The organism is Desulfoluna sp. (assembly GCF_030145185.1).
Lineage (GTDB): Bacteria > Desulfobacterota > Desulfobacteria > Desulfobacterales > Desulfolunaceae > Desulfoluna.
Genome location: NZ_JAQYWB010000022.1, coordinates 44922 through 71807, shown reverse-complemented (window position 1 = coordinate 71807; position 26886 = coordinate 44922). Strand labels below are relative to the sequence as shown.

19 protein-coding genes are annotated in these 26886 nt (G+C 52.1%); 5 read left to right on the top strand and 14 right to left on the bottom strand.

Annotated features, from left to right (window positions below; genetic code table 11):
* The first annotated feature begins 21 nt into the window (after positions 1–21).
* The gene (locus Q1Q75_RS09215; protein ID WP_300669661.1) at positions 22–1392 is read left to right on the top strand and encodes a SpoIIE family protein phosphatase; all 1371 of its coding nucleotides are present in this window, start codon (positions 22–24) and stop codon (positions 1390–1392) included.
* 93 nt (positions 1393–1485) lie between these two features.
* On the opposite strand, the gene Q1Q75_RS09210 is transcribed toward Q1Q75_RS09215, so the two are convergent.
* The 4 genes from Q1Q75_RS09210 to Q1Q75_RS09195 form a co-directional block, all read right to left on the bottom strand.
* Entirely contained in the window at positions 1486–1902 is a 417-nt protein-coding gene (locus tag Q1Q75_RS09210; protein ID WP_300669660.1) for an ATP-binding protein, read from the bottom strand.
* 3 nt (positions 1903–1905) lie between these two features.
* On the bottom strand, positions 1906–2238 hold the full coding sequence (locus tag Q1Q75_RS09205; protein ID WP_300669658.1) for an STAS domain-containing protein: 333 nt from the start codon (positions 2236–2238) through the stop codon (positions 1906–1908).
* A 62-nt stretch (positions 2239–2300) separates the two neighbouring features.
* Entirely contained in the window at positions 2301–4028 is a 1728-nt protein-coding gene (locus tag Q1Q75_RS09200; protein WP_300669656.1) for a solute carrier family 23 protein, read from the bottom strand.
* Between the two features lie 393 nt (positions 4029–4421).
* Positions 4422–5054, bottom strand: a complete 633-nt coding sequence (locus Q1Q75_RS09195) for a GntR family transcriptional regulator (protein WP_300669653.1) — start codon at positions 5052–5054, stop codon at positions 4422–4424.
* Between the two features lie 859 nt (positions 5055–5913).
* Here Q1Q75_RS09195 and Q1Q75_RS09190 point away from each other — a divergent pair.
* The 3 genes from Q1Q75_RS09190 (at position 5914) to Q1Q75_RS09180 (ending at position 10215) form a co-directional block, all read left to right on the top strand.
* Entirely contained in the window at positions 5914–7293 is a 1380-nt protein-coding gene (locus Q1Q75_RS09190) for an FAD-dependent oxidoreductase (RefSeq protein ID WP_300669651.1), read from the top strand.
* Between the two features lie 95 nt (positions 7294–7388).
* Positions 7389–8513 carry a mandelate racemase/muconate lactonizing enzyme family protein gene (locus tag Q1Q75_RS09185; RefSeq protein WP_300669649.1) on the top strand — a complete coding sequence of 375 codons (1125 nt, stop codon included), beginning with the start codon at positions 7389–7391 and terminating at the stop codon, positions 8511–8513.
* 139 nt (positions 8514–8652) lie between these two features.
* Positions 8653–10215, top strand: a complete 1563-nt coding sequence (locus tag Q1Q75_RS09180) for a BCCT family transporter (protein ID WP_300669647.1) — start codon at positions 8653–8655, stop codon at positions 10213–10215.
* A gap of 102 nt (positions 10216–10317) precedes the next feature.
* Here Q1Q75_RS09180 and Q1Q75_RS09175 read toward each other — a convergent pair whose 3' ends face one another.
* The 8 genes from Q1Q75_RS09175 to Q1Q75_RS09140 form a co-directional block, all read right to left on the bottom strand.
* On the bottom strand, positions 10318–11016 hold the full coding sequence (locus Q1Q75_RS09175) for a lysoplasmalogenase family protein (RefSeq protein ID WP_300669645.1): 699 nt from the start codon (positions 11014–11016) through the stop codon (positions 10318–10320).
* A 403-nt stretch (positions 11017–11419) separates the two neighbouring features.
* A complete protein-coding gene (locus tag Q1Q75_RS09170) occupies positions 11420–13849 on the bottom strand; it encodes an ATP-binding protein (RefSeq protein ID WP_300669643.1) in 2430 nt (809 codons plus the stop codon).
* A gap of 519 nt (positions 13850–14368) precedes the next feature.
* Entirely contained in the window at positions 14369–15082 is a 714-nt protein-coding gene (locus tag Q1Q75_RS09165) for a hypothetical protein (RefSeq protein ID WP_300669641.1), read from the bottom strand.
* Positions 15083–15339: 257 nt separating this feature from the next.
* Complete coding sequence (locus Q1Q75_RS09160) at positions 15340–16710, bottom strand: sodium-dependent transporter (RefSeq protein WP_300669639.1); 1371 nt, start codon at positions 16708–16710, stop codon at positions 15340–15342.
* A gap of 175 nt (positions 16711–16885) precedes the next feature.
* Positions 16886–19141: a peptidase U32 family protein gene (locus Q1Q75_RS09155; protein WP_300669637.1), complete on the bottom strand. Its 2256-nt coding sequence runs from the start codon at positions 19139–19141 to the stop codon at positions 16886–16888.
* Positions 19142–19775: 634 nt separating this feature from the next.
* The gene (locus tag Q1Q75_RS09150) at positions 19776–20213 is read right to left on the bottom strand and encodes a MaoC/PaaZ C-terminal domain-containing protein (RefSeq protein ID WP_300669635.1); all 438 of its coding nucleotides are present in this window, start codon (positions 20211–20213) and stop codon (positions 19776–19778) included.
* A 24-nt stretch (positions 20214–20237) separates the two neighbouring features.
* Entirely contained in the window at positions 20238–20471 is a 234-nt protein-coding gene (locus Q1Q75_RS09145; protein ID WP_300669633.1) for a hypothetical protein, read from the bottom strand.
* Between the two features lie 600 nt (positions 20472–21071).
* The gene (locus tag Q1Q75_RS09140) at positions 21072–21509 is read right to left on the bottom strand and encodes an IS630 family transposase (RefSeq protein WP_300669670.1); all 438 of its coding nucleotides are present in this window, start codon (positions 21507–21509) and stop codon (positions 21072–21074) included.
* Positions 21510–21956: 447 nt separating this feature from the next.
* Between Q1Q75_RS09140 and Q1Q75_RS09135 the strand changes: the two genes are divergently transcribed.
* Positions 21957–22991, top strand: coding sequence for an OmpA family protein (locus tag Q1Q75_RS09135; protein WP_300669631.1), 1035 nt, complete (start codon positions 21957–21959; stop codon positions 22989–22991).
* A 789-nt stretch (positions 22992–23780) separates the two neighbouring features.
* On the opposite strand, the gene aspA is transcribed toward Q1Q75_RS09135, so the two are convergent.
* Together aspA and Q1Q75_RS09125 are read right to left on the bottom strand one after the other, a co-directional pair.
* Positions 23781–25193 carry an aspartate ammonia-lyase gene (gene aspA / locus Q1Q75_RS09130; protein ID WP_300669629.1) on the bottom strand — a complete coding sequence of 471 codons (1413 nt, stop codon included), beginning with the start codon at positions 25191–25193 and terminating at the stop codon, positions 23781–23783.
* Between the two features lie 133 nt (positions 25194–25326).
* Entirely contained in the window at positions 25327–26676 is a 1350-nt protein-coding gene (locus tag Q1Q75_RS09125) for a caspase family protein (protein ID WP_300669627.1), read from the bottom strand.
* Between the last annotated feature and the right edge of the window lie 210 nt (positions 26677–26886).

Sequence of the window (26886 nt, the reverse complement as noted above, 5' to 3'; positions counted from 1 at the left end):
ATGTCATGGAGACAATGCCTTGTGAACCCCATTGTGCTGGATCTGTTTTTTTCTTTGATGAAGGACGCCTGTGTGATTATCGTCCTCGCGTATCTCCTGCTTCGCTGCAAGTCATTTTCAGAAGTGATCCACCGAAACATCACCCTTGAAAATCAAATTTTCTTTATTCTTGTCTTTGGTATTTTCTCCATATACGGGACCTTGAACGGGATCCGCGTGATGGGGGCCCCTGCGAATATTCGAGATCTGGGGCCCATGATCGCAGGGCTTTTGGCGGGGCCTGTGGCGGGCATCGGGGCCGGGCTTATCGGCGGGATTCACCGGTACTTTGCAGGCGGCATCACGGCCACCTCCTGCGCTGTCGCTACGGTGCTTGCTGGAATCCTCGGAGGGGGCGTCCATAAACTGCTTAAAGGAAAACTCCCCGGGATTGTGAGCGCAAGCCTTCTCATGGCGGCCATGGAAGCGGTGCACATGGGCATCGTGCTTCTCCTGGCAAAACCGTCTTCCACGGCTTTTTCCATTGTGCAGCAGGTGGGGGTTCCCATGATCATCACCAACGCCGCCGGCATGGGCATTTTTATCTTTATCGTGATCAATCGGATTAACGAACAGACAAATGAGGCTGAGAAACGGGTCATGGAAGGGGAGCTGGCCGCGGCCCATGAAATTCAGATGAGTATTCTGCCCAAGATTTTTCCGGCCTTTCCCGAGCGCAAGGAGTTTGATCTTCACGCCATTCTGGAACCCGCACGGGAGGTGGGGGGAGATCTCTATGACTTTTATCCCCTGGATGAGAACCGTCTCTTTTTTGTCATCGGAGACGTATCCGGAAAAGGGGTGCCGGCGTCCCTGTTTATGGCCATCACCATGACTCTGTTCAAAGTGAACGCCGAAGGATGCGTGTCCCCTGCCGAGGTCATGACTCGGGTGAACAATCAACTCAGCCGGGACAACGAAGCCTCCATGTTTGTGACCACGGTGTGCGGGATCCTCGATGTGCCGACCGGGGAGCTGGCTTTGTCCAACGGCGGTCACAACCCACCGCTGATCCTGGGTGCTGAGGGGCTGCGGGTCATTGCCGGTACACCGTCCATGGTGGTGGGCGCCATGGAAGATATCCCCTATCCTCTGTTGACCGAGACTCTGAAGCCCGGCGAAGTCCTGGTCCTTTTCACCGACGGGGTGACCGAAGCCATGAATGGCGTGGATGAAGCCTACGGTGACGACCGGCTCGCTGACGAACTCCTCAAGGTGGTTCATCAGCCCGCCGCCGATATCACCCAGACCATTTTGGATGATATTCGACGTTTTACAGGCGATACGCCGCAATCCGACGACATCACCCTCCTGGCCCTGCGCTACAGCGGGAGTACCGGAGAGCAGCACTAACCCGGACTTTTCATGAAAAACCGCAACACAAAAGCATCTACAGTTTCATGACAACCTGTCCTCTTGTGAAATGTCCGGGCTAACCCGGACTTTTCATGAGAGCGTTTTGGTGAGCTTCAGGATATTTTCATCGTTTTTCCGGAAATACTCGACGCGATCCATGAACTGCTTCATGAAGAAAATCCCCAGCCCTCCGATGTCTCGATCCTCTAAGTCGGCCGCTGTGTCCGGGTCCCCTTGTGAGAGGGGATCAAAGGGAGGGCCGGAGTCCAGGATCTCGATGACGAAGCCTTTTTTTTTGTCAAGGGAGCAGCGGACCTCCATTTCCCCGGTGCCGTCCGGGCAGGCGTAGCTGACGATATTGACCAGGGCCTCTTCCAGGGCCAGTTCGATGTGGCCCTGGGCTTTGGCATCTGCGCCCTGGTCTTCAGCGCACCGGACCACCGTCTCCATCATGGCGGCCAGGTGAGCGTGGGTTGCCGGTCGCCTGATCCTCGCAAGAAACTGCATCAATCAACCCTCCGCAAGTGCCGCTTCCTCGGTGTCGAAAATCTTGAAAATAGAATAAAATCCGGAAATCTCGAATACCTCTTTCACGGCACCGTCCAACCCCGCAAGCACCAACTCTCCACCGGACGCTTTGAGCTTTTTAGCGATGAGGAGCACCACCCTTAATCCGGCGCTGCTGATATATTTGACGCCTTGAAGGTTCACGATCAGAGACTTGGGGGCCGGATCTACCGTTTTTTTCAGGTACGTTTCCAGCTCGGGGGCCGTGGAGGTGTCGACGCGTCCTTCGACAGAGACAATGAGGGCGCCTTTTTCATTTCGTGAGATAAGTTTCATGGTCGGTTCCTTGGTCTGAGATAAGGTTGTTTGTCGCGTGTTGCGGCAATAAGGGTTCTTCCCTATGCCGGGATGTAAAAGGAGATATATGTGTATCCGGAGATATCGACATGCCTTAACTCCTTGACGGTTCTTTGAAGGATGATGAGGCCGAGTTTTTTGAGGCCCTCCTGGCTGGCATCCAGATTTCGTGCCGGGCGAAGGACCTGGTCGACGTCTTCGAATTTTTCCCCGCTGATCACTTCCACAAACAGCTCGTCCTCTTCACGGATGATTCTGACGATTAGCTCTTCGGCCTCGTCTTTGAGGGAGATCATGTGCAGAAAAGTCTCTTCACAGGCGAGCTGAAGCCTCATGTATTCGGTGTCAGAAAGTTTGAGCTTTTTGACGCTTTTTTCAAGCTTTTTCATCAGCAGGGGGAAATTGTCCTCTTTGGGGGCCAAGGTGAAGATGATGCTGGACTTTGGAAGCAGGTAGATCAGGGTGCTGAGAAAAAAGGCGGTAAAGCCACCAACGGCTACGCCGTTTTGCAGGAGAGGGACCAGGCAGGAGGGAATAATATCGGGAAAAAAAGTGCCGGACTCGGCGAGAATACCGGCACAGAGGGAGAGTCCCAGGACCATCCCTTTTTGAAAGTTTAGCCCCGAGGCGATGACCAGAGAGATGCCGGAATAGAAGAGCATGGCGCTGATGACGACGAGCATGCCCCCTACCACGGGGCTTGGCATATCGAGAATGAATCCCCCGATCTTGGGAACAAAGGCGATGATTCCGAGGAGGCCCGCTCCGCAGATGCCGATGATCCGTGAGGAGACACCGGTCATCTCCATCAGGGGAATATTATCGCAATAGGTGGCATTGGGAGCGGTCCCGGAGAGCCCGGCCAGGATCTTGCCCAACCCGTCGCAGAAGAGCCCGCCTTGAATGCTTTCGTACTTGATTTTGTGAAAGTTCCTTTCCGACACCTGCTGTACAAGCATGATGTTGCCGGTTCCCTCCATGGCACTGACCAGGGAGGCAATGAGAAAGGACGCCGCCAGCGGGGCATGTTCCCATTTCAGGTCTGTGGTAAGCCCCGGCCATTCACCTCGTGGCAGCCCGAAGAGCGCTGCACTGTTGAAATGCGAGAGATCGAGGAGGTCGAAATGCCAGGCGGTAAGATAGCCAGCGGCAAGGCCGATGATGGGCGTCCAGAGCCGGATGCCGTTGTTGCCCAGCAAGAGCAGGAAGGTCAGGGTGAAGATGGTGATGCCCCCGGTGAGACAGGCATCCGTCGATCCATAGGAGGGCAGGGCGGGGTTGCCTCCCATCCATTGCGTGAGGCCGATGGGGACCAGTGCCACCGCCACAAGCATGACCACCACGCCACCGATGGCCGGGGTGACGATGTGCCGGAGATACCGAAGGAAATAGGAGTAGAGCAGGACCACAGGTGCCGAGAGGATTCCCATGGTGGCCATGAGAGGGAGCCCTCCCATATGGACGGCATCCAGAGAGCAGGCGAGAAAGGCACTGTACGAGCCCATAAAGAGCACAAATCCGGCGCCGATCCGTCCCACCCGGATCGTCTGAATCAGGGTGCAGATGGCCGCCACGATGATGGAGGCAAAGGTGGTATATTCGATTTGCTCAGGGGGGAGATTGCTTGTTTTTCCGATCATGTTGGGGATGAAGACGATGGCATCGAGGATCAGGGCCACATGGGTGATTCCCAGCAGGATAGACATCCAGAGTGGGGGTGTTTCGTTGACGTCATAGCGTATCTTGCCTGAATTTGTTGTCTCTTCCACTTACGAACTCCTGGGGCGTTGGAACCCTCATGGATGCGGCAGGACGAGCCCGCCGAGCATGTCTGCGTTGCTGTTTGCTTTTGATCAGCCGTTTATCTGGCCAGCCAATAAGATAAAGTAAAACTAAATTTTTTTATGATATAGGATTCATTTAGATGAATCAAACGATATGTAGCAAAGATTGGGCCACTGGGAAACGGCAGAGGTTATGAGGGATTTACAGCGCAAATTTTAAGTCGTATATCAATGGCTTGTCCGTGCCGATACATGGGTATCTGAAAGGCCCTGTAGAGGCCTCATTCCTTGAACGAAATGAAGTGGGTACCTTGGGCCGGTTACGGATACCCTTTTCCTCTTGATGGCCGTGAAGAGTCGACCGATCTGTGTTGTTTCCTATTGTATTTTTCGGTACGCGGACTCTGTTAAATGTTCCATGAGCAGCTCGGAGTTCTTCAAGGCTTCTTTTTCATTTCCGAAGGCGATGGCCTTCATGATGTCCCGGTGGATCAGGCTTCCCCTCATGTTGTCTTTTTCTATCTTGTTGGCGAACCAGAAACGACGGGAGAGGCTCTGCACCTGTTCAATGGTGTTGTGGAAGTAGGGGTTGCCGGTGGCATCGACAATGATGGTGTGGATGTTCTGAAGGCATTTGAGCATCCCCTCTTCATCGTGATGCTCGGCGCATACCACCATCTCTTCTCCCAGATGAAGCATCTCCTTTTTCTGGCTGGCCGTGCCGCGCATGATGGCATAGCGAAGGCAGATGGGTTCGATCTGTTTGCGAACCTCCAGAAGCTGGACCTGCTGTTCAGGGGTGATGCTTAAGAATTCGATCCCTTTTCTCGGGTGAATCCGAAGCATGTTTTCATGTTCAAGTTTTTGCAGCGCTTCGCGGACCGGGGTACGTCCCAGGTTTAACAGGGCGGCCAGCTTGTTCTCTGAATAGAGGGTGGAGGTATTGATTTCATTGAAGACAAGCATGCGCTCGATTTCAAGGCGCGCTGTTTCCGAAAGCGTTTTTGTCATGATGGTTGTGTGTCCCGGATCATGTTTATTGTTTTGGTTTCGCCTCTGCTGACCGGCTACCGTTCCTTTTCTGAGTTCTGATATCCAAAAATAAAAATCAATCTGTATATCATTTGTCGGCGAGTCCCGGTGCCAGAGGGCTGTATTCCAGGAAGATACCAGCCGCGGGTGGGAGCTCGTCCCGTGTCCGCTTAGTTTGAAGGTGCCCTGATATCGGGCGACACCCCTCTCTTTCCTGGTCCTCCCTCGCGGGCAGGGGGGCTTGCTTTGACGTCATGCTGTATTGATATATCAGAATGCAAGGGTACTTATATCAGCTGTGGGGAATCAGGGCTATTGAATAATCATGAGAGTCTGCAGGTGGATCTGGCTTTTAGACGAAATTCTTGGGTTTTAACAACGTTGCGATTATTTCTTAAGGCTATATTATCAGCTTGTTATATTGGATGCTCGCGGTTGTTCCATTTTTCTCATTTTATCCAGTGGTCTTGTTGTGGGAACTGTTTTTGGTTGTACCCACGGCTGATACATCAAGTTGTCGGGTTTTTCATTTCTTTGGGAAAAAATCGAGCTCAAGTAAGTTTGTATTTCAATTCTTATAACAAGGGGTATTGCATCCCTTGTTTCATCGTGTTGGATATTTATCTCTCTGTATAATAAATACAAAATAGATGTTGGGTGTTGATATATCTTTTAAAGCAAAGGCCTAAATTATAGCGGATTTTGAGGGTGATATTCACAGTGAAAAGATTTTTATTGCCATGCCCATTGCCAGATTGGAATAATTGATATACAAGTTTGAAGAAGATTCGGTGAGATTTTTCAATTAATTACACAAACAATATAAAATAAGCAGGTTATGAAATATACCACTGATAAATCATTTATGGAATTCTGGGAAGAGACGGCCTTAACCGATGAAGAGACGCCTCTTCTCCTGGACGTGGACGTTGTTGTGTGCGGCGGTGGACCTGCCGGTGTGGCCGCGGCAACCGTCTGTGCGAGACAGGGGCTGGATACCTTGCTCGTGGAGAAGAATGGATTTTGCGGGGGCGCTGCGGTGGCGGGGCTCTCCGGCACCATCTGCGGGATGTTCCAGGCACAGGACGAGATCGAGACGAAAGAACCGGAACAGATTGTTTTTGGATTTACCGGTGAATTCAAGGACCGCCTTACGGCCAAAAATGCCGTGACAGAGCCCCAAATCTACGGCAACACCCATGTGGTGACCTTCGATCCTTTTGCCTGGCGGGAAGTGGCCGATGATCTTCTTGAAGAGGCCGGGGTCCGGTGTCTTTACCACACCCTGGTCACCGCGGTGAAAAAAGAGGGAAATCGGTTCACCTCCGTACAGCTGGAGTCCACTGCGGGGCGGACCCATGTGAAGGCCCGGTCATTTATTGACTGCTCCGGTGATGCGGCCCTCATGACCAAGGCCGGGTGTTCCTACACCTTCGGTGATAACGGTGCCATTCAAAACCCTACCATGATGTTTCGTCTCTCCAATGTGTCGGAGCAGGGCTACTACGAAAGCTTTGGCCAAAACACCATCTGCTCTGCCGAGCTGACCCGGAAGCTGACCGAGGCCTTTGAAAAAGGGACCTACAATACCCCGCGCAATCACATCTGGGTTTTTCCGACGCCTCTGCGGTCTGTGTTTTTGATGAACTGCACTCAACTCGCCGGCCAGGGGGGGGAGATGCTCAACGTCATCAATCCCAGCGACCGAACCCACGCCGAAATCTCCGGTCGCCGGGCCGCCCGTGAGTATCACCGTTTCTTCAAGGACCATGTCAGCGGTTTTGAAGACTCCGAGCTTATTGATCTGCCTCCGGAAGTCGGGGTGCGGCAGACCCGCAGCATCAAAGGGGAGGTAACCCTCACCAACGACCATGTGGCCCAGTGCACCAAGGCGAAAGACGGCATTGTCCGTTCGTCATGGCCCATTGAACTGCATGCCGGTGAGGTCTCCAAGCTTCACTGGCTTATTGACGATTACTATGAAGTTCCCTATGGCACCCTGGTGCATCCTGCGCTGGAAAACGTCATTGCCGCCGGTCGCTGTTTAAGCGCTGAGCACGAAGCCCTGGCCTCGGCCCGTGTGACCGCTCAGTGTTTTGAATATGGCCACGCCGCAGCCGTGGCCACAGCAATACGGCATGAACAGGGTGTGGGTTACAAAGACGTGGATACGGACGAACTGCGCCGCCGCATGATTCAAAACGGCAGCGCTCTCTAATACGGTACCCGTAAAAAAACAACGGCGTTTTGACACTTACGGGTTCTTACGAAAGCTGACACCTTGCTGTCATCAGCAAAGAAAAGGAGTGGATGATGAAGAACTGCAGAATCAATCGTGTGGAGTTATACGCAGTCGCAGACCGTGAAGCACCTCCCATCCCCTGGGCGGATAATCAGGAGCCCCTGCTTTACACCAACAACATTGTACGCCTTATCACCGAAGATGGCACCGAAGGTGTCGGCGCCACCATCAGTTACACCGAAAACGATTTTGACCGGTGCATCATTGAGTCCATGCGGACGGTGGTGCCCGGGCTTATCGGCAAGAACCCGCTGATGACCGAGGAGCTTTATTCCTGGTTGATGTCCCGTTGCACCTGGGGTGGCCTGCCTGCCAAGTCTCCCATCGATATCGCCGCCTGGGACATTAAGGGCAAAAAAGCCGGGATGCCGCTTTATATGCTGCTCGGTGGTGCCCGGACAAAAATGCTCTCCTATGCCTCCACACCCATGTTTGACACCGTCGCAGAATACATGCCTTTTATTGACGAGTGCATCGCGCAGGGTTTCACGGCCATCAAGCTGCACTGCTACTGCATCTTCAAAAAAGATTTGGCCCTGGTTGAGGCTGTGCAGGCGCGTTACAAGGACACCGGGATCCGCTTCATGCTGGATACTGCGACGTTCTATTCTCCCGAAGAGGCCATGAAGATGGCCCGGCTCATGTCGAGCTATGACTGGGAGTGGCTGGAGGCCCCGGTCTCCGATTATGACTACAAAACCTACCAGCGACTCGTGGACAAAACCGATCTCGAAATTTCCAGTCACGGGAACTGCCTGCTCACCCTTCAGGAGGTGACCTACGCCCTGGGCAACGGTTTCTGGTCTGACGTGCGTCAGGATGCCACGGTCTGTGGCGGCATCACCCCCTTAAATAAGTGTTTTGCCATTGCTGAAGGCCACTCCAAACGCCTTGAGATCCAGAGCATGGGCTACACCATCACCCAGGCCGCCAACCTTCACGTGGCCCTGGCTCACCACAACTGCCACTACTTTGAACAGTTTTACCCTTACGAGAGCTTTGAGCTGGCGAGTAACACCATCATCCGTACCGATAAGGAGGGCTACGTGCACGCCCCTGACGGCAACGGGCTGGGTGTCGAGATGGACTGGGATGCCGTCAAGGAAGCCTCCATTGCCAGCTATGTGTTTGAATAAGTCCCTGTGTTCGTGAATAAAACCACTGGCAAAAGCGTCTCTCGACATCCTGCCGTGAGTTACCGCTCACAGGAATCGCAGGGTGCCCGAGAGGGCTTGCACGGTTTTTTTGCGATGCGATCAATACCAAGGAGTAGAGATGAAATTCAGTAAGTTTGAAGTAGACCTGAAGCTTACCCTTGTAAGTTTTTCCTGTGTGTTGCTGCTTGGGGTTCTGGCGGTCCTTTACCCGGAGTCCGTCAAGGGTACCATGGGCGCCATGCTCAATTTTACCGTGGTCAACCTGGGAACTGGTTTTCTGTGGTACACTGTTTTTGCGATGGTTGTCCTTTTGTTTCTCGCCCTTTCCAAATACGGCCGCATTCGCCTGGGCGGCGACAAACCGGCGTTTAACAAATTCCAGCTCTTTGCCATGGCGCTCTCCGCCGGCATGGGGGCGAGCACCATGTACTGGGCGTTCATCGAGAGTATCTATTACTATATGGATCCCCAGTTCGGCATCGTCGACAAGGCCATGTCCATGGAGTACGCGGCTGCGTACAACATGTTTCACTGGGGGGCTGCGGGATGGTTCACCTATCTGATTGTGGCCGTCCCCTTCAGTGTCGTCTTCTACATCAAGCGCAGCCAGAGGATGAGCCTCAGCGGGGTGCTGAACAGCATGTTCAACGATGCCCTGCCCGTGTGGTTTCAGAAGCTCGTCGACCTTCTTTTTATCATCACGACGCTGGCGGCCACCGCTTTGACCCTGGGACTTGGGATTCCGATGATCTCCGCCAACTTAAGCCAGCTTACCGGGATTCCCGATAACCTGTTCCTGGGCATCGGCGTCATCCTGGCTCTTTCCGTGGTCTTCTCCCTGAGCTCCTACATCGGCATTGAAAAAGGGATGGCCCGGCTGAGTAACGCCACCATTTATATCTGCGCCGGGCTCGTGTGCCTTGTGTTCATCGTGGGGCCCACCGCCCTGATTATGAACAACACCACCAACGCCATCGGGGTGATGCTCAGCAAATACATTCGGATGAGCACCAACACCGATCCCTTTGGATCCTCCCTCTTTCCCCAGTACTGGACCATTTTTTTCCTGGCGAACTGGATCTCCTACTCACCGGGTATCGGGGTGTTCATCACCAAGATCTCCAAGGGCCACAGGCTCCGTGACGTTATTTTGATTCTCGTCGGTGCGGGCACCCTGGGCACCTGCATCATCTTCGGGGTGTGCGGGACCTTCACCATGAACCTTCAGAACACTGGCGTCATCGACGCGGTGGGGCTGATTAAGTCCGGCCAGCCCACGGAGCTCGTCAAGGCGGCCTTTAGCCAGACACCGGTTCCGGGTTTGATGACCCTGATTTACCTCGTTACCATGGTCCTGTTCACCGTGACCACCCTTGACGGGACCTCCTATTCCCTTGCAGGGATCGCCACCAAACGCCTGGATAAAGACGCCAACGTCTCCCCCATGTTCCGTCTTTTCTGGTGTCTGCTGCTCACCGTGATTCCTATCGTTTTTCTCCTGATCCATGCCAACCTGAACATCCTCAAGTCGTTCCCAGTGTTGATCATTGTCCCCATGATGCCCCTTTTCGTGGTGCTGGCATGCAAAACGCTGGGGTACATCAAGGCGACCTTCGGTGATATGAATGCTGACGAGATCGAAAAACACTCCATTTATCTTTCTACCACCGACGATCTTTAGCCTTATCCCCCTCTAAAGGCTCCAGATCGATCGAAAAAGCCCCGCTGTCGAAAGACGGCGGGGCTTTTTTTTTAAAGAGGAAAGCGACAGCGGGACCTTCTGTCATCTCTCGCTTTCGTGCAGGAGGTACCCGCAGACAATCAGGGTTTGGGCCATGATAAAGCAGGGGTGAACGATGTGGGCCCCAAAAGAGGCCGTGGTCATGTAGGGGTCGGCCGTGTAAAGGCCGTTTTCGGCGATGTAGAAGAGGGTGCCGGTAAACATCAGCCAGGTGCCTCTGGACCGGATCTCTGAGAAAAGCCGGGCGAGGGCCAGGGTGCTGATGAGCCCCACAAGGGTCATGTAGAGAGAGATGGGAATCAGCATCCGATGCAGATCATCTTTCATGACGAGGACAAAAGAAGCGCAGCTCCAGATGACAGGTATTTGAAGAAAAACAAAGAGAACGTTGATCTGCCTTGTTTCCCGCAGGAAGACCCGGACATATCCGAAAAGCCCGACCACGGTGAAGAAAGAGCCAGAGAAAAAAAGCACCCGCGAGGTCTCTCCCCAGATCAGGCAGATGTTTCCCATCCATAATCCACAGAGAGCCCAGGCAATGGCCCCTCCCTTTTTTATATCCTTGACGGTGGCCAGGAAAAAACCGCAGAGCAAAGGCATCAGCAGGACTTTAGTGACGGCATAGGCATGCCCGGGGAGGTTGGTAAGCCCGATATGAATCAAGGCATTGAGGATATACAGCGTGAAAAGAAGCCGTCTCAGATCGATTTTAAATCGTGTGTGCTGAATAAAGGGGATCATAAAGGCTGTCTGCTCCGTTATCTCTCTGGTTTACGGGTCACACAGAATCAAGCGACATGGCTCATGCCTCGTTGCAGTTGGAGCCGTATCCATGACCTGCAGGGCTATGATTCCAGGGGGAGGCGACAAGGGGGCGTGGGGTGTGCTATTTGTACAACTTACAGATATTTATCATGACAGGTGCTGAGGCTGCAAGGGGCGTATGGGGGCGAAGTCAGTTCCATGAATTTGGGCACACCAGGCGGTACCTGCTGGCCCAAAAAAACAGTCATGAAAATTTTTTGGAGTCACTTGATCTGTGGTCCGCATTTGATACCTTGCCATCGTCTCGTGCTGCGTCAGATTTACCGGGATCAAATTTACAGCCAGGTATGGCCTCTTTTATGCCCTATGCCCCACCGGGTTAGCGGGGCTCTCGGCCATCCAGGTGCTTTCGAATTTTATCAAGGAGATCGCTGATGATGATGGGTTTTTGAAGGCATTCCGCAATACCGATTTTCTGCGAGTTTTCAAGGGTCATGAGTTCACTGTAGCCGGAGCCTAAAATCACGGGAAGCTCCGGCCGGAGGGCGAGCAGGTTCTGTGCGAGCTCGTTTCCGGTCATGCCGGGCATGGTCAAGTCTGTGAGGACCAGGTCAACGGCATCAGGGGCTTTTTTAAAGGCAGTCAGGGCGGTTAGTCCGTTGGCAAAGGTCCGAACCGTGTAGCCGTGTTGCGATAAAATTTCGGACAGGCTCTCTGTGATCTTTTTTTCATCATCGACCACAAAGAGTATTTCGTTGCCGCCGGTGACCTGCTTTTGGACTGGGGCTTCCGATGCACGGCGGGCCTCGCTTTTCTGGATGGGCAGGTAGACGTAAAAGGTGGTGCCTTTTCCGGGGAGGCTCTGGATATGGATATGGCCCCTGTTCTCTTTGACAATCCCCTGTACCACAGAGAGCCCGAGGCCTGTGCCTTTTCCTGGCTCCTTGGTGGTGAAATAGGGGTCAAATATTTTTTGCATGATCTTTGGTTCGATGCCGCTTCCGGTATCGCTCACCTCAAGCAGAATATAATCCCCGGGCGTTTGGGGGGATGCCGGTGTGATCGACTCGGCTTTTTCTATGTGGCAATCGGTCAAGGCAACACGCAAGGTTCCGCCGGTATTTTCCATGGCATGATACGCATTGGTGCACAGGTTCATGATGACCTGATGGATCTGTGTGGGGTCGGCTTTGATGGTGCTTTTCGAGGCGAGGTCACTTTTTATCTGGATGGTCGAGGGCAGGGTAGGCCTCAGCAGCTTGACGGTCTCTTTGGCAATCAGCAGCGGTTGCAGCAGTTGCTTTTCCGACTGAGATTTTCGGCTGAAGGTAAGGATCTGGGAGACGAGTTCTTTGGCTCGTTGGCTTCCCTGGGTGATTTGTTCCAGGGCCTTACGGATTTTATCGGGGTCGCCAATGTAGAGCTGCGCCAGCTCCGTGTAGCCGAAAATAACGCTGAGGATGTTGTTGAAGTCGTGGGCAATGCCCCCGGCAAGGGTCCCGATGGCTTCCATTTTCTGGGCCTGGTAAAGGCTGGTTTCGAGTTGCCGACGCTGGGTGATGTCTGTGCCGATGCTTAAGATCTCCTGAAAATGACCCCAGTCATCGGTGATCGCTCGGTTGCTCCATTGGATGTAGACTGGATGGCCGTCTTTGCAGATGTTTTCATTTTCAATGAGGGCGTAATGCCCCGGCATCTTGAAGAGTTCCTCGTGGGTGGTACTGAAATGGTGTGTCCGGGCTTCTTCGGGGGTAAGGATAGTCCCTAACACGTTGTGTCCATAGATCTCTTCCCGTGTGTACCCAAACAAATCCAGACCAAATTTGTTTAGAAAAAGGACGCGGCCGTATTTATCCATTCTTAAAATGATGCTGTTGGCGCTCTCTACCAGGTCTTTGTATTGTTTTTTTCGGGTATGCAGCTCCAGGGTCCGTTTTTTTACCGTCTTGTTGAGTGCTCTGTTGAGGATGACCAGCAGGGCGGATATTCCGACAATGGCAGCGATTGCGCTCAGGAGCCATGGGGGGATGATCTCTTTTTCATAGGCCGCATTCGCCCCCATCCAGTGAGAGAGCCGTTCGTGATAATAGGAGTTGTAGACCCGTTTCCATCGGTGCATGTAGCCGTCGATGACGGCAAGTTTGTCGGTGTGGAGCCCTTTTTTTGCCGCAAAGAAAAGAGAAAAAGGGGCAAATTGGATGGGGCTTGCAACCAATTTGAAATTCCGGGCGTTCCGGAGGCCGAAGTGCTGTGAGGTGACGCCGGCGGCAACCGTTCCCTGCTGAACCGCGCGAAAGACATCCTCATTGGTGGGCAAGGTGAGGATGTCGCAGGTGATCCCAATGGCCTCGGTTGTTTTGATGAAGTGTTTCCCATTGATGTCATGTTCCGGGACAGCGATGCGCATCCCGTCGAGGTCGGCAATGGTTTCGATGGGATTCCCCGGCTTAAGAAAAACCTGGCCCCACTCGTCAAACACCGACTCATGGCTGAAACTCATGACCCGGTTTCTTTCCGGGGAATAGCCGATGTGGGGGATGAGATCTATTTCTCCCCGCAGCAGCCGATTCAGCCCTTCCGTCCAGGTGCCGGGAACAAATGTAACCGTCCAGTGCTCTCTGACGGCGATTTTAGTGATCAGATCCGGGTAGAGGCCTTGGGCCTTCCCGGTTGAATCCGTAGAGCAGAAAGGGGGCCTCTCACTGATGCCGATACGGATAGCGCGGGAGTTTTCCGCTCCATGGAGAAGGAGAGGGGGAGCCAGGGAGAGGGTCGTAAGGATAAAAAGTATGCGAACGATGTATTTCATAGCCTGATTCTGTGTTGTTTAATGACCGGATCGGGTGATGGTCTGTCTGTAAGTTTAATGGGGCCTCTGTGCCTTTCGATCAATCATATTTCAAGCATTGATTTGGCATGGATGATAGAGCTACGGACCCTGATTTTTTCCATGAAACTTTTCTATATTAAGTCAAAATTCATGGCACTATAACTTGCTGATGTTAGAAGTCAAGTCGTTTGTTTACGGATCATGTAAGGATTCAGCCTGTGAGAGAGGGAAAGGCCCTGCCGGGGACCAATCTCATAAAAACCGCGTGTTACCTCTGGCTGCTGTGATACCGGAAGACCATGAAAATTCGGACACGAGGCAACTCGGCAGAGTCGGGTGAGGTGAATAAAACGTTTCGGTCGCCTCAAAAAGCCGGGAATGTCAAGGACAGGGGAAAGCTTCCGCTCTTTTGTTGCGTCTTTTCCGCAAAGGCGGGAATCCATGCTTTCTATGCGATGCCGCATGGCGTTGGACATCCGTCGGAATCGGTCGGCCTTTTTAAAACGGGTCGGTTTGTCCCATGGACCCGTCGGCCAGCTTATGATGGATCATGAGAAGGAGCGCGTAGGCGAGGTCCACGGAGAGAATCTGGCAGACAAGGGTGAGGAGGCTGTCGGTGATGGGCTGATTAAAATAGTTGGAGATGGGATCTCCGGTGAGGGCGCAGACACATCGCATCATAAAGACGAGGGCAAACAGCCCGAAGGTGATCCCTGCGTGGGTGGCATATTTGCGGTGAGCAGGGTCTGCCACAGCAAAGACAAGCCAGGACATGGCGGCAACCACAGGTGTCAGCATGCCAGAAAAGAGGACGATTCTGATTCGGATGTCCGGGTGGATCAAGGTGAAATAAGCATAGAGGGCGGTGAACAGGATCGTGTAGAGGTAGAAAGGGGGGCGGGGGATGCGGACCTTCAGGAATCGGGCCATTCCAAAAAAGAGAAAAAGGGTGCCGGAAAACATCAGCAGGTTCGCGAACACAACAGAGAGGATGGGGGGCAAGGTGCTCCGCAGGCAGGCCAGGGTCATGCCGATGGATTTCAGCAGGAAATCGGCCAGGAAGCCTTCAATCCCCCAGTTTTGCCTTCGGTTCTGGTACCAGGTAAAGCCGATCACGAGGCTGTAGAGATAGTTGATGAAAATGTAGGTGAAGATGGCGGTCTTCATATCAAAGGTGATCATGGGGCTCGATTTCCGAATGTTCCGATTCATGCAGATTGCCTGGCAGACAGCTTATGGGTGGGAACCCGTTTATTCCCTCCAAAGGGGGCTTGTCATGCCTCGATATGGGTCCCGTTTATACATGGACGGGGCATATCAATCAAGGGGCCTGGAGATGGGGGGGAATGCCCGCCGGAAAAAATCCCGGCGGGTGTTTGAAGGGGCTGGTTTAACATGCGCCACCCGAGGGTGTCTTTTTGGATGACGTGGCGTGCATCAATGGGGCGGTGTGAGTTCGCCTTACCGGTTTAAATCATCCCCAGAGAGTGAAGAAAGACGATGGCGATGGCGACGGGCGCCAGGTATTTGGCCGTGAAGAGAAAGGCTCCGACAAGGGGGACCGGAAGCGTTCCGTTGCAGGTTAGCTCGTCTTCTACCTTTCTCCGTTTCAGCATCCATCCGACAAAGATCACAGAGAGGGCTCCGGCGATGGGCATTTCAACGTTGGAGACGGCAAAGTCAGCCAGGTCGAAGAAATTTTTTCCGAAAAAGGTGAGCTGCGCCTCATATTTTCCCATGGAGAGTGAGCAGACCACCCCCACCAGCGAGATCAGGGTGGCTAAAATAAGGGTCGCCCGTTTTCTGGAGACGCCGAGGTCTTCGGAGGCGTAGGCCACACTCACCTCCAGCATGGAGATGGAGGAGGTCAGGGCTGCCACGGCCAGCAGCAGAAAGAAGAGGATGCAGAAGATATACCCCCCCGGCATCTGGGCGAAGATGTTGGGCAGGGTGACGAAGACGAGGCCCGGCCCCTGGCCCGGTTCCACCCCAAAGGCGAAGACGGCTGGAAAAATGGCCACCCCGGCAAGGAGGGCGATGACGGTATCGGCGATGCAGATCTGCACTGCGGTGACGGCCAGATCTTCCTTTTTATCGATATACGATCCGTAGGTGATCATGGTCCCGACGCCGAGGCTCAGGGTAAAGAAGGCATGACCCAGGGCATCGAGAACCCCGGCCGCCGAGAGCTTGGAAAAATCGGGTTTAAAAAGAAAGGCCAGACCGGCCTCGGCTCCGGGAAGGGTGAGGGATCGAAGGCAAAGCAGTAAAATGATCCCGATAAGGACCGGCATCATCACCTTTGAAAAGGTTTCGATGCCCTTTTTGACCCCGGCGTAGACCACGCCCGCGGTAATGGCCATAAAGAGCAGTTGGCACGCGATGGGGGCCACCGGGGATGTGATGAAATCGGTGAACATGCCCCCGATCTCTGCCGGTGTTTTGCCGGCGAAATCATTGCAGGCTGCCCGGGCCACGTACTCCAGGGACCATCCCGCCACCACCCCGTAGAAACTCAGCACGGTCGCGCTGCCGAACAGAGCGATAAAACCGCCAAAGAGCCAGGGGCTTCGTTCTCCGGCCAATGCCCGGAATGAGCTCACGACACTTCCCCCACCCCGTCGGCCGATAATGAAATCGGAGATCAGCACAGGCAGACCGATCAATGCGATGCAGCAGAGATAAACAATGATAAAGGCGGCACCGCCATTTTTGCCGGTAATGTAGGGGAATTTCCAGATATTGCCCAGTCCGATGGCGGAGCCTGCGGCAACCGTGATGATGGATAACCGACTGCTGAAAAGCGGCCTTCTGTGTCGTTCGCTGTTGTGTGCATCCATGATTTATTCCTGTTCATTCTGCGGAGGGGCGCATCGTTCATCTGTCGATGTAATAAAATGAATCTGTCCCCCTCGTAAATTCGAGTCGTGTATGTGGTTACGGGCCCAATCCATACGTTACCAGGAAGATACAATCAACAAGATTTCGTCGCGTTACTTATAGGGGAGCGCGGGGTCAGATGCCTTTTTTATATTGGCCGTTGGTGGAAGGCTGAATTTTCTGGTGGAGGGCAGCCGCTGCTTCGGGGGCTCCGGCCAGGAGTGCTTCAAAAAGCTGGATCACTTCGGTTTTGTCCGGCTGTATCCGAGTCTCGGTCTGGATCTCTCTTAAATCAACGCAAAAACTTGAAAACATGCCCGGCAGGTCGGCCACAATCTCCGTGTTCAAGAGAGGGTGCTGGGCGTAAAGGCAGTGATAGTTTCCCATTGTTTTGCTGGCCACAAGGGAGTGGCGGGTAGCATGGGAGAGGGTCGCCGACCTCTGGCATGTCCGAAGGCACTCCTCATCCATCATGCTTTTTTTACAGCCGATCACCTGATGCAGTAAACACTGCCGGCTTGTCATGAGAGAGATGGGGTGGCAGATGCTGAAGTACAGGTCAAACTGATCCGGCCTGATGATCTGTTTGAGCTGCTGAAGGTTGAGCTCGTTAGATAGAAAAGCGCCGGAGCAATGGAATTTTTCCTTTAAGCACAGGAGGCTGAAGGCGTTGGCGATATTCAGAGACGGCCCGGCAATCCAGGGGATCCCGTTTTGGGAGGCTTCATGGGCGATGCCGGTGTTGTCGGTGACCATACGCGTGGGGCGAATCGTCTGGAGCAATGCGACGGCCGCGGTGTAGTCCTCTCCGATCAACACAGAGGGAAACCAGGGCACCAGGGTTTTGTTTTCCAGAAAAAGAGCGATCAGGGAAGGGAGGTCCTGTTTCAAACAGCTGGGGAGCTTGAAAAAGAGATCGGCCGAAGAGTCCCGGCAAAGGGCCAGCTCATCCTGGGAGGAGAGGACCACCGAAAGCGTCGGGGGGATGGGGGATGGGCTCTTTTTCTCCAGGAGAGGAAGGTCGATGGGGGCCACTTTCTCTCTCTCGCCATTTAAGATGAACGCTATTTTTTTTCTCAGTATGGTGAGCTCTCTGAACGGGATAAAAAGGCCCGGCTGGAGATGCTCCAGGGAGATCGGGCTCAGGCCAAATTCTGAGGTGTCCAGGTCCTTGAAACGCTCTGAAAAGAGGGCCGGGTGAAGGGCGGGGAGGTCCTTCTTCTTAAGCTCTCGGGTCAGGAGAATCTCTGAATCGACGTGGAAGGTGGTCTCCGGTGTGGTGACCGTCACCGTCAAAGGCGCGCCAAGGCTCCCTGATACCTGGATCCGCAAAGGGCATTGTTCGATGTTTAAAGAGGCGATTTTATGTTTGGCGCGGGCGGTGAGGGCTGCCTTGTCCTCATAAAATTTAACCCGGTTCGTCTCCCTGGTTTCATCCGAAGAGGAGGAGACCGCCTCAGAAAGCTGCTTGATGGAATGGTCCCGGGGGTTGTCAATAAACATCTCTTTATGGATCTGTCCCGCTAAAAAGCCATTGGAAAAATCGCGGTTAAACACCTTATATAGGACGCTGTTGTCAGTGCTCAGCGGCTGCTTCTCATAGAATCGCTGGAGCTGCTTTCTCCAGCAATCGACCACCGTATAGACGTAATCAAATTTCTTGATGCGTCCCTCAATCTTCAGGGAATCCACTCCGGCCTCGGCGAGCGCTTCCAGATCCAGCCAGGCCGAATTGTCCTTGAGGTTCAAAGGGAAGTCTTTCCCTGCAGGCGTCTTTATATATTGATCCCTGCAAGGCTGACTGCATCTCCCGCGATTGCCCGATCTTCCCCCGATGACAGAGCTCAGATAGCAGAGCCCCGAAAAGGAGAGGCAGTACGAGCCGTGGACAAAGACCTCGGTTTCCATGCCGTCCTGATGGGCTGTGGCCGTCAAGTCTCTGATCTCATCGAGGTTCAGTTCTCTTGCGAGGTTGGCCCGGGTGGCGGCCAGCGCCTTTAAAAAATGGAGCTGGCCCTCGTTGTGGGTGTTGACCTGGGTGGAGGCGTGGACATCAAGGCTTGGGAAATAAGTAGATAATAGATAAAAAAGCCCCAGGTCCTGGACAATAACGGCATCGATCTTTGTGTTGACGAGTTTGTTCAGCAAACGAATCAGGGCCGGGATTTCGCTTTCCACGATCATGATATTAATCGTGAGAAACACCGCACAGTGGTTTTGGTGGGCCAGATGAACCATCCCGTTAAAATCATGAAAGTCGATATTGGTGGCCCGGTCTCTGGCATTGAATTTATTCAGCCCGCAGTAGATTGCATCCGCTCCAGCAGCAATGGCGGCTTTGATGGAATCGATGTCTCCACCGGGGGCCAGTAATTCAATTTTTTTTTTCATAGGATCGCTTGCAACTTTACTTGGAAAAGGGGTGACAAGAAAAAACGCCGTGATGAAACGGCGTTTTAGCATCGGGGCTGCCCGCTGTCAACGGCTGTGAGAAGGTGAAAACGTCGGTCAATGCGGGAGGCGGTGCCAGGCTGGAGGACAGGTGGGAAAGAACCTTCGGAACGTGGCCTCCGGCGGCAAGGTGGAGCCACCTTGAAAGCGGGTTTGCGAATGCGCTACGGGTGCGGGATATCGGGGTGAAAGGCGTCCGCATTCGCTTGAAGTGAAAGGAAACGCACAGTGCGTCGCAAGTGCATGAGGTGTCGACAGGCAGAAACCCATTCGCCCCTTGATTTTAAACGGAATAACTCCGGCGGAAAGGTGGCGAAGCCACTGAGCCAAAAGCCCTTGAAAGCAGGTCTCGGATGCTCCGGTGGATAAAGGCATCGATGCCATGATCCCTATCTTTACCGCTGGCCGTCAGGCGATATTTGGATCTCATTGAAGTTGAATCGTTGCTTTTAGCTTTTCTTCACGCCCTTCGTGCTCTCTTGAAACGGTGTAGCCGCTTTTATAAGGCTGTCAGGGTGTGATGGGTGCCTGCCGGAACTTTTGATAGTGGCTGGAGGCAGGTGGAATCTTCCCTTCAGGGGGTCTTTTTTACCAGAATGGTATCCACATAGGTGAGCAGAAGTTGACCTTTCTGGTTGTTCAAGGTGATGCGGTTGATAACAATCCCGCGATCTTGTTTTGATGCAGAAGGGCGGGTTTCAAGGCACTCTCGAGATGTAACCAGCCTATCTCCCGGGCGTCCAGGGGCAAGAAAACGAACCTCATCCCACCCCAGGCCGGAAAGGACAGCAACGCTTGGCTGCTGCTTTACAAGCAGGAGAACCGCAATACTCATGAGATGCGTTCCGGCGGCGATAAGGCCAGAGAAGATGGATTTCTCGGCAGCCTCAGGGGAAACATGAAAAAACTGAGGGTCCCACTTCTCGGCAAATCCAATGAGCTCTTCCTGGGTCAGAAGATGCTCTCCCACGACGACAGTCTCACCCACTGAAAAATCATCAAAGTATTTCATGCCTTCCGCCTCCCGATTCCTTTCTTACTGCATCAGGTACAATTTATACGTATCGAGAATATCTCCGGAGATGCTCTCAAGGGTGCCGCTGTTGATTTTGAACGTGAGGTCAGATTTGACCTTGGTCAGCCGTTCCAACTGAAAGTCTTTGTTACTGGCTTGGGCATATCCCCCTTCCAGCGGCTCAATGCGGGTATGAATTGCCAGCTTAAGAGCGCCACCAAACATTTGTAAATAATAAAGAGACGCATTATCCATCTTCGATGGCTTCAATCACCCTTTGAACCGATTCCTCATCAAAATCGCCGCAAAGCTTAATCATTTGTACGCACTTTTGACCCGTTCTTTTGCTGAGTCACAGGCTCGGTCTATGGTTTCAACCCCCACCACGGTGGCTTTGAAAAAAGGAGAGGAGGTCAATACGGTGTTGGCTTCAGGGGTACCCTTGAAAAAAGCGGTTTGGCCACAGATAACACAGATGGGTACGGATGGATCTGCGCTCAAAAATTAGGGAAAAGAGAATGCCTTGGCTATCCCATGGTGGTGCGGGGTTATCGAAGATGCCTGTTGTCAAAAGGCGACCCCTTTTTCAAAATGTCAAATGTGTAGGTGTGACCCCTTTTCCTTCGTTGGCCTTGCTTGTGAGGGTGAAAACTGTTGTAGTTAATGCAATATTGAGTTAGATTAAGGGCTCTTGAAGAGTTTTGGGCCGCGAGGCTCATTTGCCTATGGATGCTCGAAAAAACGATTACTTATCAGTTTAGCCTATCAGTTATTAATCCGGCACTTAATACACAAATCATACAGCATACGCATTTTGGGATGATGGACGTATTTTTTGACTCTTCCCCCCATCTTTTAGAGCCTTCTTAGATGCGATATTGCCTTCGTTTTTAATTGCTTTTTTGTTCTCGCTGGAGTTTTGCTGTGAACTCCCGCTTTCAAATCGCAGTTAAGATACTCATCTGGATTGAGTCCCGGAGAATATGAAGGAAGATAAAACACCTCAATTTCAGCTTCATGGTCCGCCAACCACGCTTTCACGATTCGGCTGTGGTGTCCCTTTAGATTATCAAGAATCAAAAAAATCTTTTTAGAAGCACCTTCAATAAGACGCGTCATGAATTGAAGCAGAGTTTGAGAATTCATTTTCCCATCGTAAACCATAAAACGGACTTTCCCTTGATTGGTTACAGTCGATATCAGGTTCACTCGTTCACATCTCGGATGCAATTTAATTGATGGTGTTTCCCCACATGGAGCGTAGCTACGACCATGATAGCCCGGATATTTCATGAGAAAACAATCAGGACTAAAGAATAATTTGTAATGACCGTTCTTTGCAGCGATTTTTTCAGTCGTTTCAAAAATGCAAAATGTAATCCACGGTATTCTGTCTGATTTTCTCACCCTTCGGGCGAGCCGGGTGCACTCATCTGCCGCGTTATCAGAGCCTTGAGGTAAACGACTACATCTTCAGCTCTGATGCCTTGCATATGAGCGCACCCAACTCGTGAAATATCCGGGTTAGCGTTCGTCGTTGGTTGTTTTTGGCGAACGCAGCTGACAGTATCTCAGCAACTGTTAGGACTCCAATTATTCTTTCATTTTCCGTTTTGTTCGGTGATTTTCGTGTGGTTTTACGCCAAAAAAAACCAATCGATTTGATCTTGTTCGCAATAGTTATACGACTTGCAGCCGATAACTATTGAATTGATTGGAAACCAACATGGAGTAATGGATATGCGGTCTGCCATTTTATTTCTCACGATAACCCTGTTTTGCTTCTCCGCCACTGTTTTTGCTGACACGTCGAAAAGTGAGGCTGTGCGGTACTATCCGGGAACTACCTCTTTGATCCCCATTGGTACTGAAGAGTATCTCAAGAATTACTCGTCTCTTGCAGGAATTGAGGGTGTCTATGTCATTTTGGATTATGTTGAAGGTAGTAGCAAAAAGAATGGTATTACCATGCGCGATGATCTTAAGTTTCAGATCAAGCAACGACTGAACGATGTTGGTTTGAAGTTGTTAACCAAGGAAGAAATGCAGACGACGCCGGGCCAACCTGAGATTGCAGTATATCCCGGTTACTCTGGAGGCACGATTGGATTAACGGGCCAAGCACTTGAAGAAGCTGAAATGTTGTCTGATGACGAACACTGCTGTCGTAACAATGTCTGGATGTCATTCATGCAGTCAGCGAGCATCCTGCGAAGACCGGATTCACAATTCAAGTTGGGGACCTGGGGTTCTGGAAGTGATTCAAATTGGTGTCAGAATCGTGGGGAATGGATGTATGACGCGATTTTGAAAATCATTGATAAGTTTGTAGAGGATTACAAAAAGGCCGAAGCAGAGAAGAAACCCATTAACGTTGCATCGCGAGACGAAGTGCCCAGCAACTGCGCGCAGGCGTGGTCTGTACACATGCAGGTATTTGACACAAACTCAACCAAACCGAATAGCGTGTTTCTGCCGATCCTGGACAGAATGATTGCGCAGGCAAAACGATGCTCTAATTACAGCTACCTGATAGAGACACATGCGGATGTGCGCGCTGATGATCAATACAACCAATTGTTGACAGAAGCCAGGGCAGCGTCGATCAAAGAGTATCTGATGTCGTGTGGTATTGCTTATAATCGATTAAAGAGCAAGGCTTATGGTGAGTCTAAACCGTTAACGACTGGTACTACCGAAGCTGATCACGCTGCCAACCGCCGAGTCGTGATAACACCGCTGCTCACAGGCACCGTTTCCCCCTCGGCAGAATAAAATAGCTGGGGACATCCATAATAAGTATTAGAAATGGAATCGGACCACGCCAATCCATTGCAGACTAAGGCTTTTTTAGTCTAAAAGAGCTGTTTTTGAGGCTTAGCCCGGATATTTCACGAGTTGGGTGCGCTCATATGCAAGGCATCAGAGCTGAAGATGTAGTGGTTTACCTCAAGGCTCTGATAACACGGCAGATGAGTGCACCCGGCTCGCCCGAAGGGTGAGAAAATCAAACAGAATAGCGTGGATTACATTTTGCATTTTTGGAACGACTAAAAATATTACCGCAAAGAACTGTCATTACGAATTATTCCTTAGCCCTGATTGTTTTCTCATGAAATATCCGGGTTAGAATGCCCTTTTCAGTACCAAAACGAGTGCTCTAAGGCAATTTCAAGGCAGTCCGAGTGCTATAAACCACAGCAAACCAGCAAACCAGGGGACAGGCACCATGCGCCTGACCTCTACATCAATCTGTGAGACACTCTCTCTCAATAAGTAACCTGCCTTTTTAAAAAGAAATTCATTCCAGAAAATTATCAATATATCCGTATATCCGTATTTCTGACATGACAAACCAGGGAGATGAAGCGTATGCCTCGTCTTCCCCGGATGGTCAGGACAGATCCCGGCCAGAAGACCGTTTACCCTGTGATCAGTCGGACGGCGCTTGATGGCCTCCCTTTTAAAGATGCGGAGAAAGACGAGGGGGGGCGTGTGATCCGTCGAATTTTCATAGAGCACAAAAGCCCCCGGCCATGATACGCCGGGGGCTTTTATATCAGCTTAGTCTTTTTTATGAAAATATCGGGGGGTGATCATGTTCTCAGGGGCGAGGATATCGTCCAGCTCCTCTTTTTTCATATACCCCTTGGCCAGGACGATGTCGTACACGGACGCGCCGGATGCAAGGGCCTCGTGGGCCACTTCCGTGGATTTTTCATAGCCGATATAGGGGTTCAAGGCCGTGACCAGGCCGATGCTGTTGCGGACATAGTTGAGACAGACATCCTCATTGGCGGTGATGCCTTCAATGCATCGGGTCGCCAGGGTTTGAAAGGCGTTGCGCAGGTAGTTAAGAGAGCTGAACAGGCTGTGAGCGATCACCGGTTCCATGACGTTGAGTTCCAGCTGACCGGCTTCACATGCCATGGTGACGGTTATGTCTGCACCCACCACATAAAAACAGGTCTGATTGACCACTTCGGGAATGACGGGATTGACCTTGCCCGGCATGATGGAAGAACCTGGGGCCATGGGAGGAAGATTGATCTCGTTGAACCCGCAACGGGGACCGGAAGACATCAGCCGTAGATCATTGCAGATTTTGGACACTTTGACAGCCACACGCTTGAGCACCCCGGATAGCTGGACATACGCCCCTGTATCCTGGGTCGCTTCCACCAGATTTTCTGCCTTGATCAGGTTAATGCCCAGAAGGTTGGAGAGTTTTTCCGTCACCAGATCCGCATACTCGGGGTGGGCGTTCAACCCCGTGCCGATGGCCGTGGCCCCCATATTGATCTCACGGACCAGGTCCGTGGTCTCCTGCAGGCGCATCATATCTTCGCCGATCATCACGGCGTAGACGGAAAATTCCTGCCCCAACGTCATGGGCACGGCGTCCTGGAGCTGAGTGCGCCCCATCTTGATGATGTCCTTGAACTCCTCTGCCTTTTTTTCAAAGGCCGTTTTCAGGTACGCCATGGCCTCGATAAGCTGGCGGATCAGGGCAATCAAGGTAATGCGCACGGCTGTGGGGTACACGTCATTGGTGGACTGGGACATGTTTACATCGATGTTCGGGTGCAGGGACTCATATTCACCGCAGCAGTGGCCCATGCTTTCCAGGCCGAGGTTGGCGATGACCTCGTTGGCGCACATATTGGTGGAGGTCCCGGCACCGCCCTGGATCACGTCCACCACAAATTGATCGTAGTGCTTGCCTTCCAGGATCTTTTCACAGGCCCGCGTGATGTGAGTTGCCTTTTCTTCGTCCAACAGCCCCAGCTCACAGTTGGCCTGGGCTGCGGCCATCTTGATGTATGCCAGGGAATCGATCAGCCGGGGATAATGACTGATGGGAATGTTGCTGATTTTGTAGTTTTCAGCAGCCCTCAGAGTCTGAATGCCGTAATAGCATTCACAGGGGACTTCTCTTTTACCGATACAATCATGTTCGATACGACAATTTTTCAACGGTACGTCCTTTATATTTTTAGGCTATAGCCCGGGGGACAGGCGCCATGCGCTTGACCTCTACAATAACATTACATCAATTTATGAGACACTCTTCCTTTATAAGTAACGATATAAAATATCCGGTTAAGGCTCACTCGGTGATTTGTCCCTTGGCCTGGCTCACGAAAAGAAAATCTCCCCCTTCATGTCCGGCCTTTCGGACATCTCCATACTCAGGGGTTTGATCCGCGTTTAGCATCACCGAGTGTCTAATCTGTGAAAAAGCCTCCGAGCCTTCCATCACAGCATCGTTTTTTTCAAGCATATCGATAAATGCCGCAGCAAAGACGGAATGCCCTTGACGGCCACTGTCTTCCACGGGCTCCAGCCCTCCGGAGGCCATCACGACACGGGCCTTTTTCTCACTCAGGCGCTGGATGTACCCTCGGGTTTTCCGGGTAAGATGAATGGCGCGGGTGAGTTTGCCGGAGTAGCAGCTGTCGGAGACGATGAGTACATGCTTGGCCTCATTGGCGCGTATGGCTGAGGTGATGGTGGCATTGGAGATCCAATTGGATTCATCGCCTGCTTTTGCATCTGCGGGCAGCCAGTAGCCTTCATCGGCTTGTTTGTCCAACCAGCCGTGTCCGGCATAATAAATCAGGAGATTGTCCTGGGGTGAGAGTGTTTTTCTTAAGTGGCTGAGGGACGCGATGATTTCGGCTCGTCCGGGGTTTGCAAGGAGCGTCACCTCAAACCCGTATTTTTCTTTGAGGATACCGGAGACAGCCCGGGCATCATTGACGGCGGTTTTAAGATGGGACAAGCCCGGGTAGGTATCGATGCCAATGACAAGGGCGTGATAGCTCCCGAAGTTCCCCGCAGGAATGGCGGCTTGTTTGATGATTTTTGATGGGGGAGAAAGAGAGTCCGTGGTCTTTTTCGGAGACGCTTCTTGGGTCAGAGCCAGGATTCGTTTGTCGGAGGTAATCTCCCCGGTGATGTTTTCAAAGACCGATTTATAACAGGAGCCAAGGTTGGCTTCCGCATCGCCGTTGTTGAAGAATCCATAAAAGGTTACGGAATAGGGCTGGCTCTCGCAGGCGTCATATTCTGCCACAAGATCACCCGTATGAGTATATACACCGCATCCCATGGAGACGGAGACCTCCCCCTTTTTTGGCTGTAAGGGCCAATAGAAGGGCATGGGGTAGACGGCGGGCCAGGCAGCCCACCAATTGTATTTGTGGGATTCCAGTGGCGTGATCTTTGATCGGACGATGAGGTATTTTTCGTTGGAAGGCTTTTCTAACTCAGAAAAATCCAGGACCTTTTTAAAATATCGAGATTGATTTATGTGTTTACTAAAAGCTGTTTTGATTTTTTTGGGGTCCGCATGTGGGTTGCCATTGATCTGAACCGAATCAACGTAAAGAATATAATCGCTCTTCGTGGGCAGGTGAGACTCCGGTGGAACAGAGGGGAGGGAGATAAGGTTCACCTTCGTGCAACCTGTCGTGAAAGCAACAGGGATGATGAACAGACAAAAAAGTAATCTCAGTAAGGCAGGCATCGTGATTCCTTAAATTCAATTATTTTAATAATTTTGCCTGCTGTATAACACACGGATTTATCGAGGTCAAAAGCACTGAAAAAGAGTCCGTCAGGAGCGAGTCAGGATTTAGCCCGGATATCTCATGAGGAACCGCAA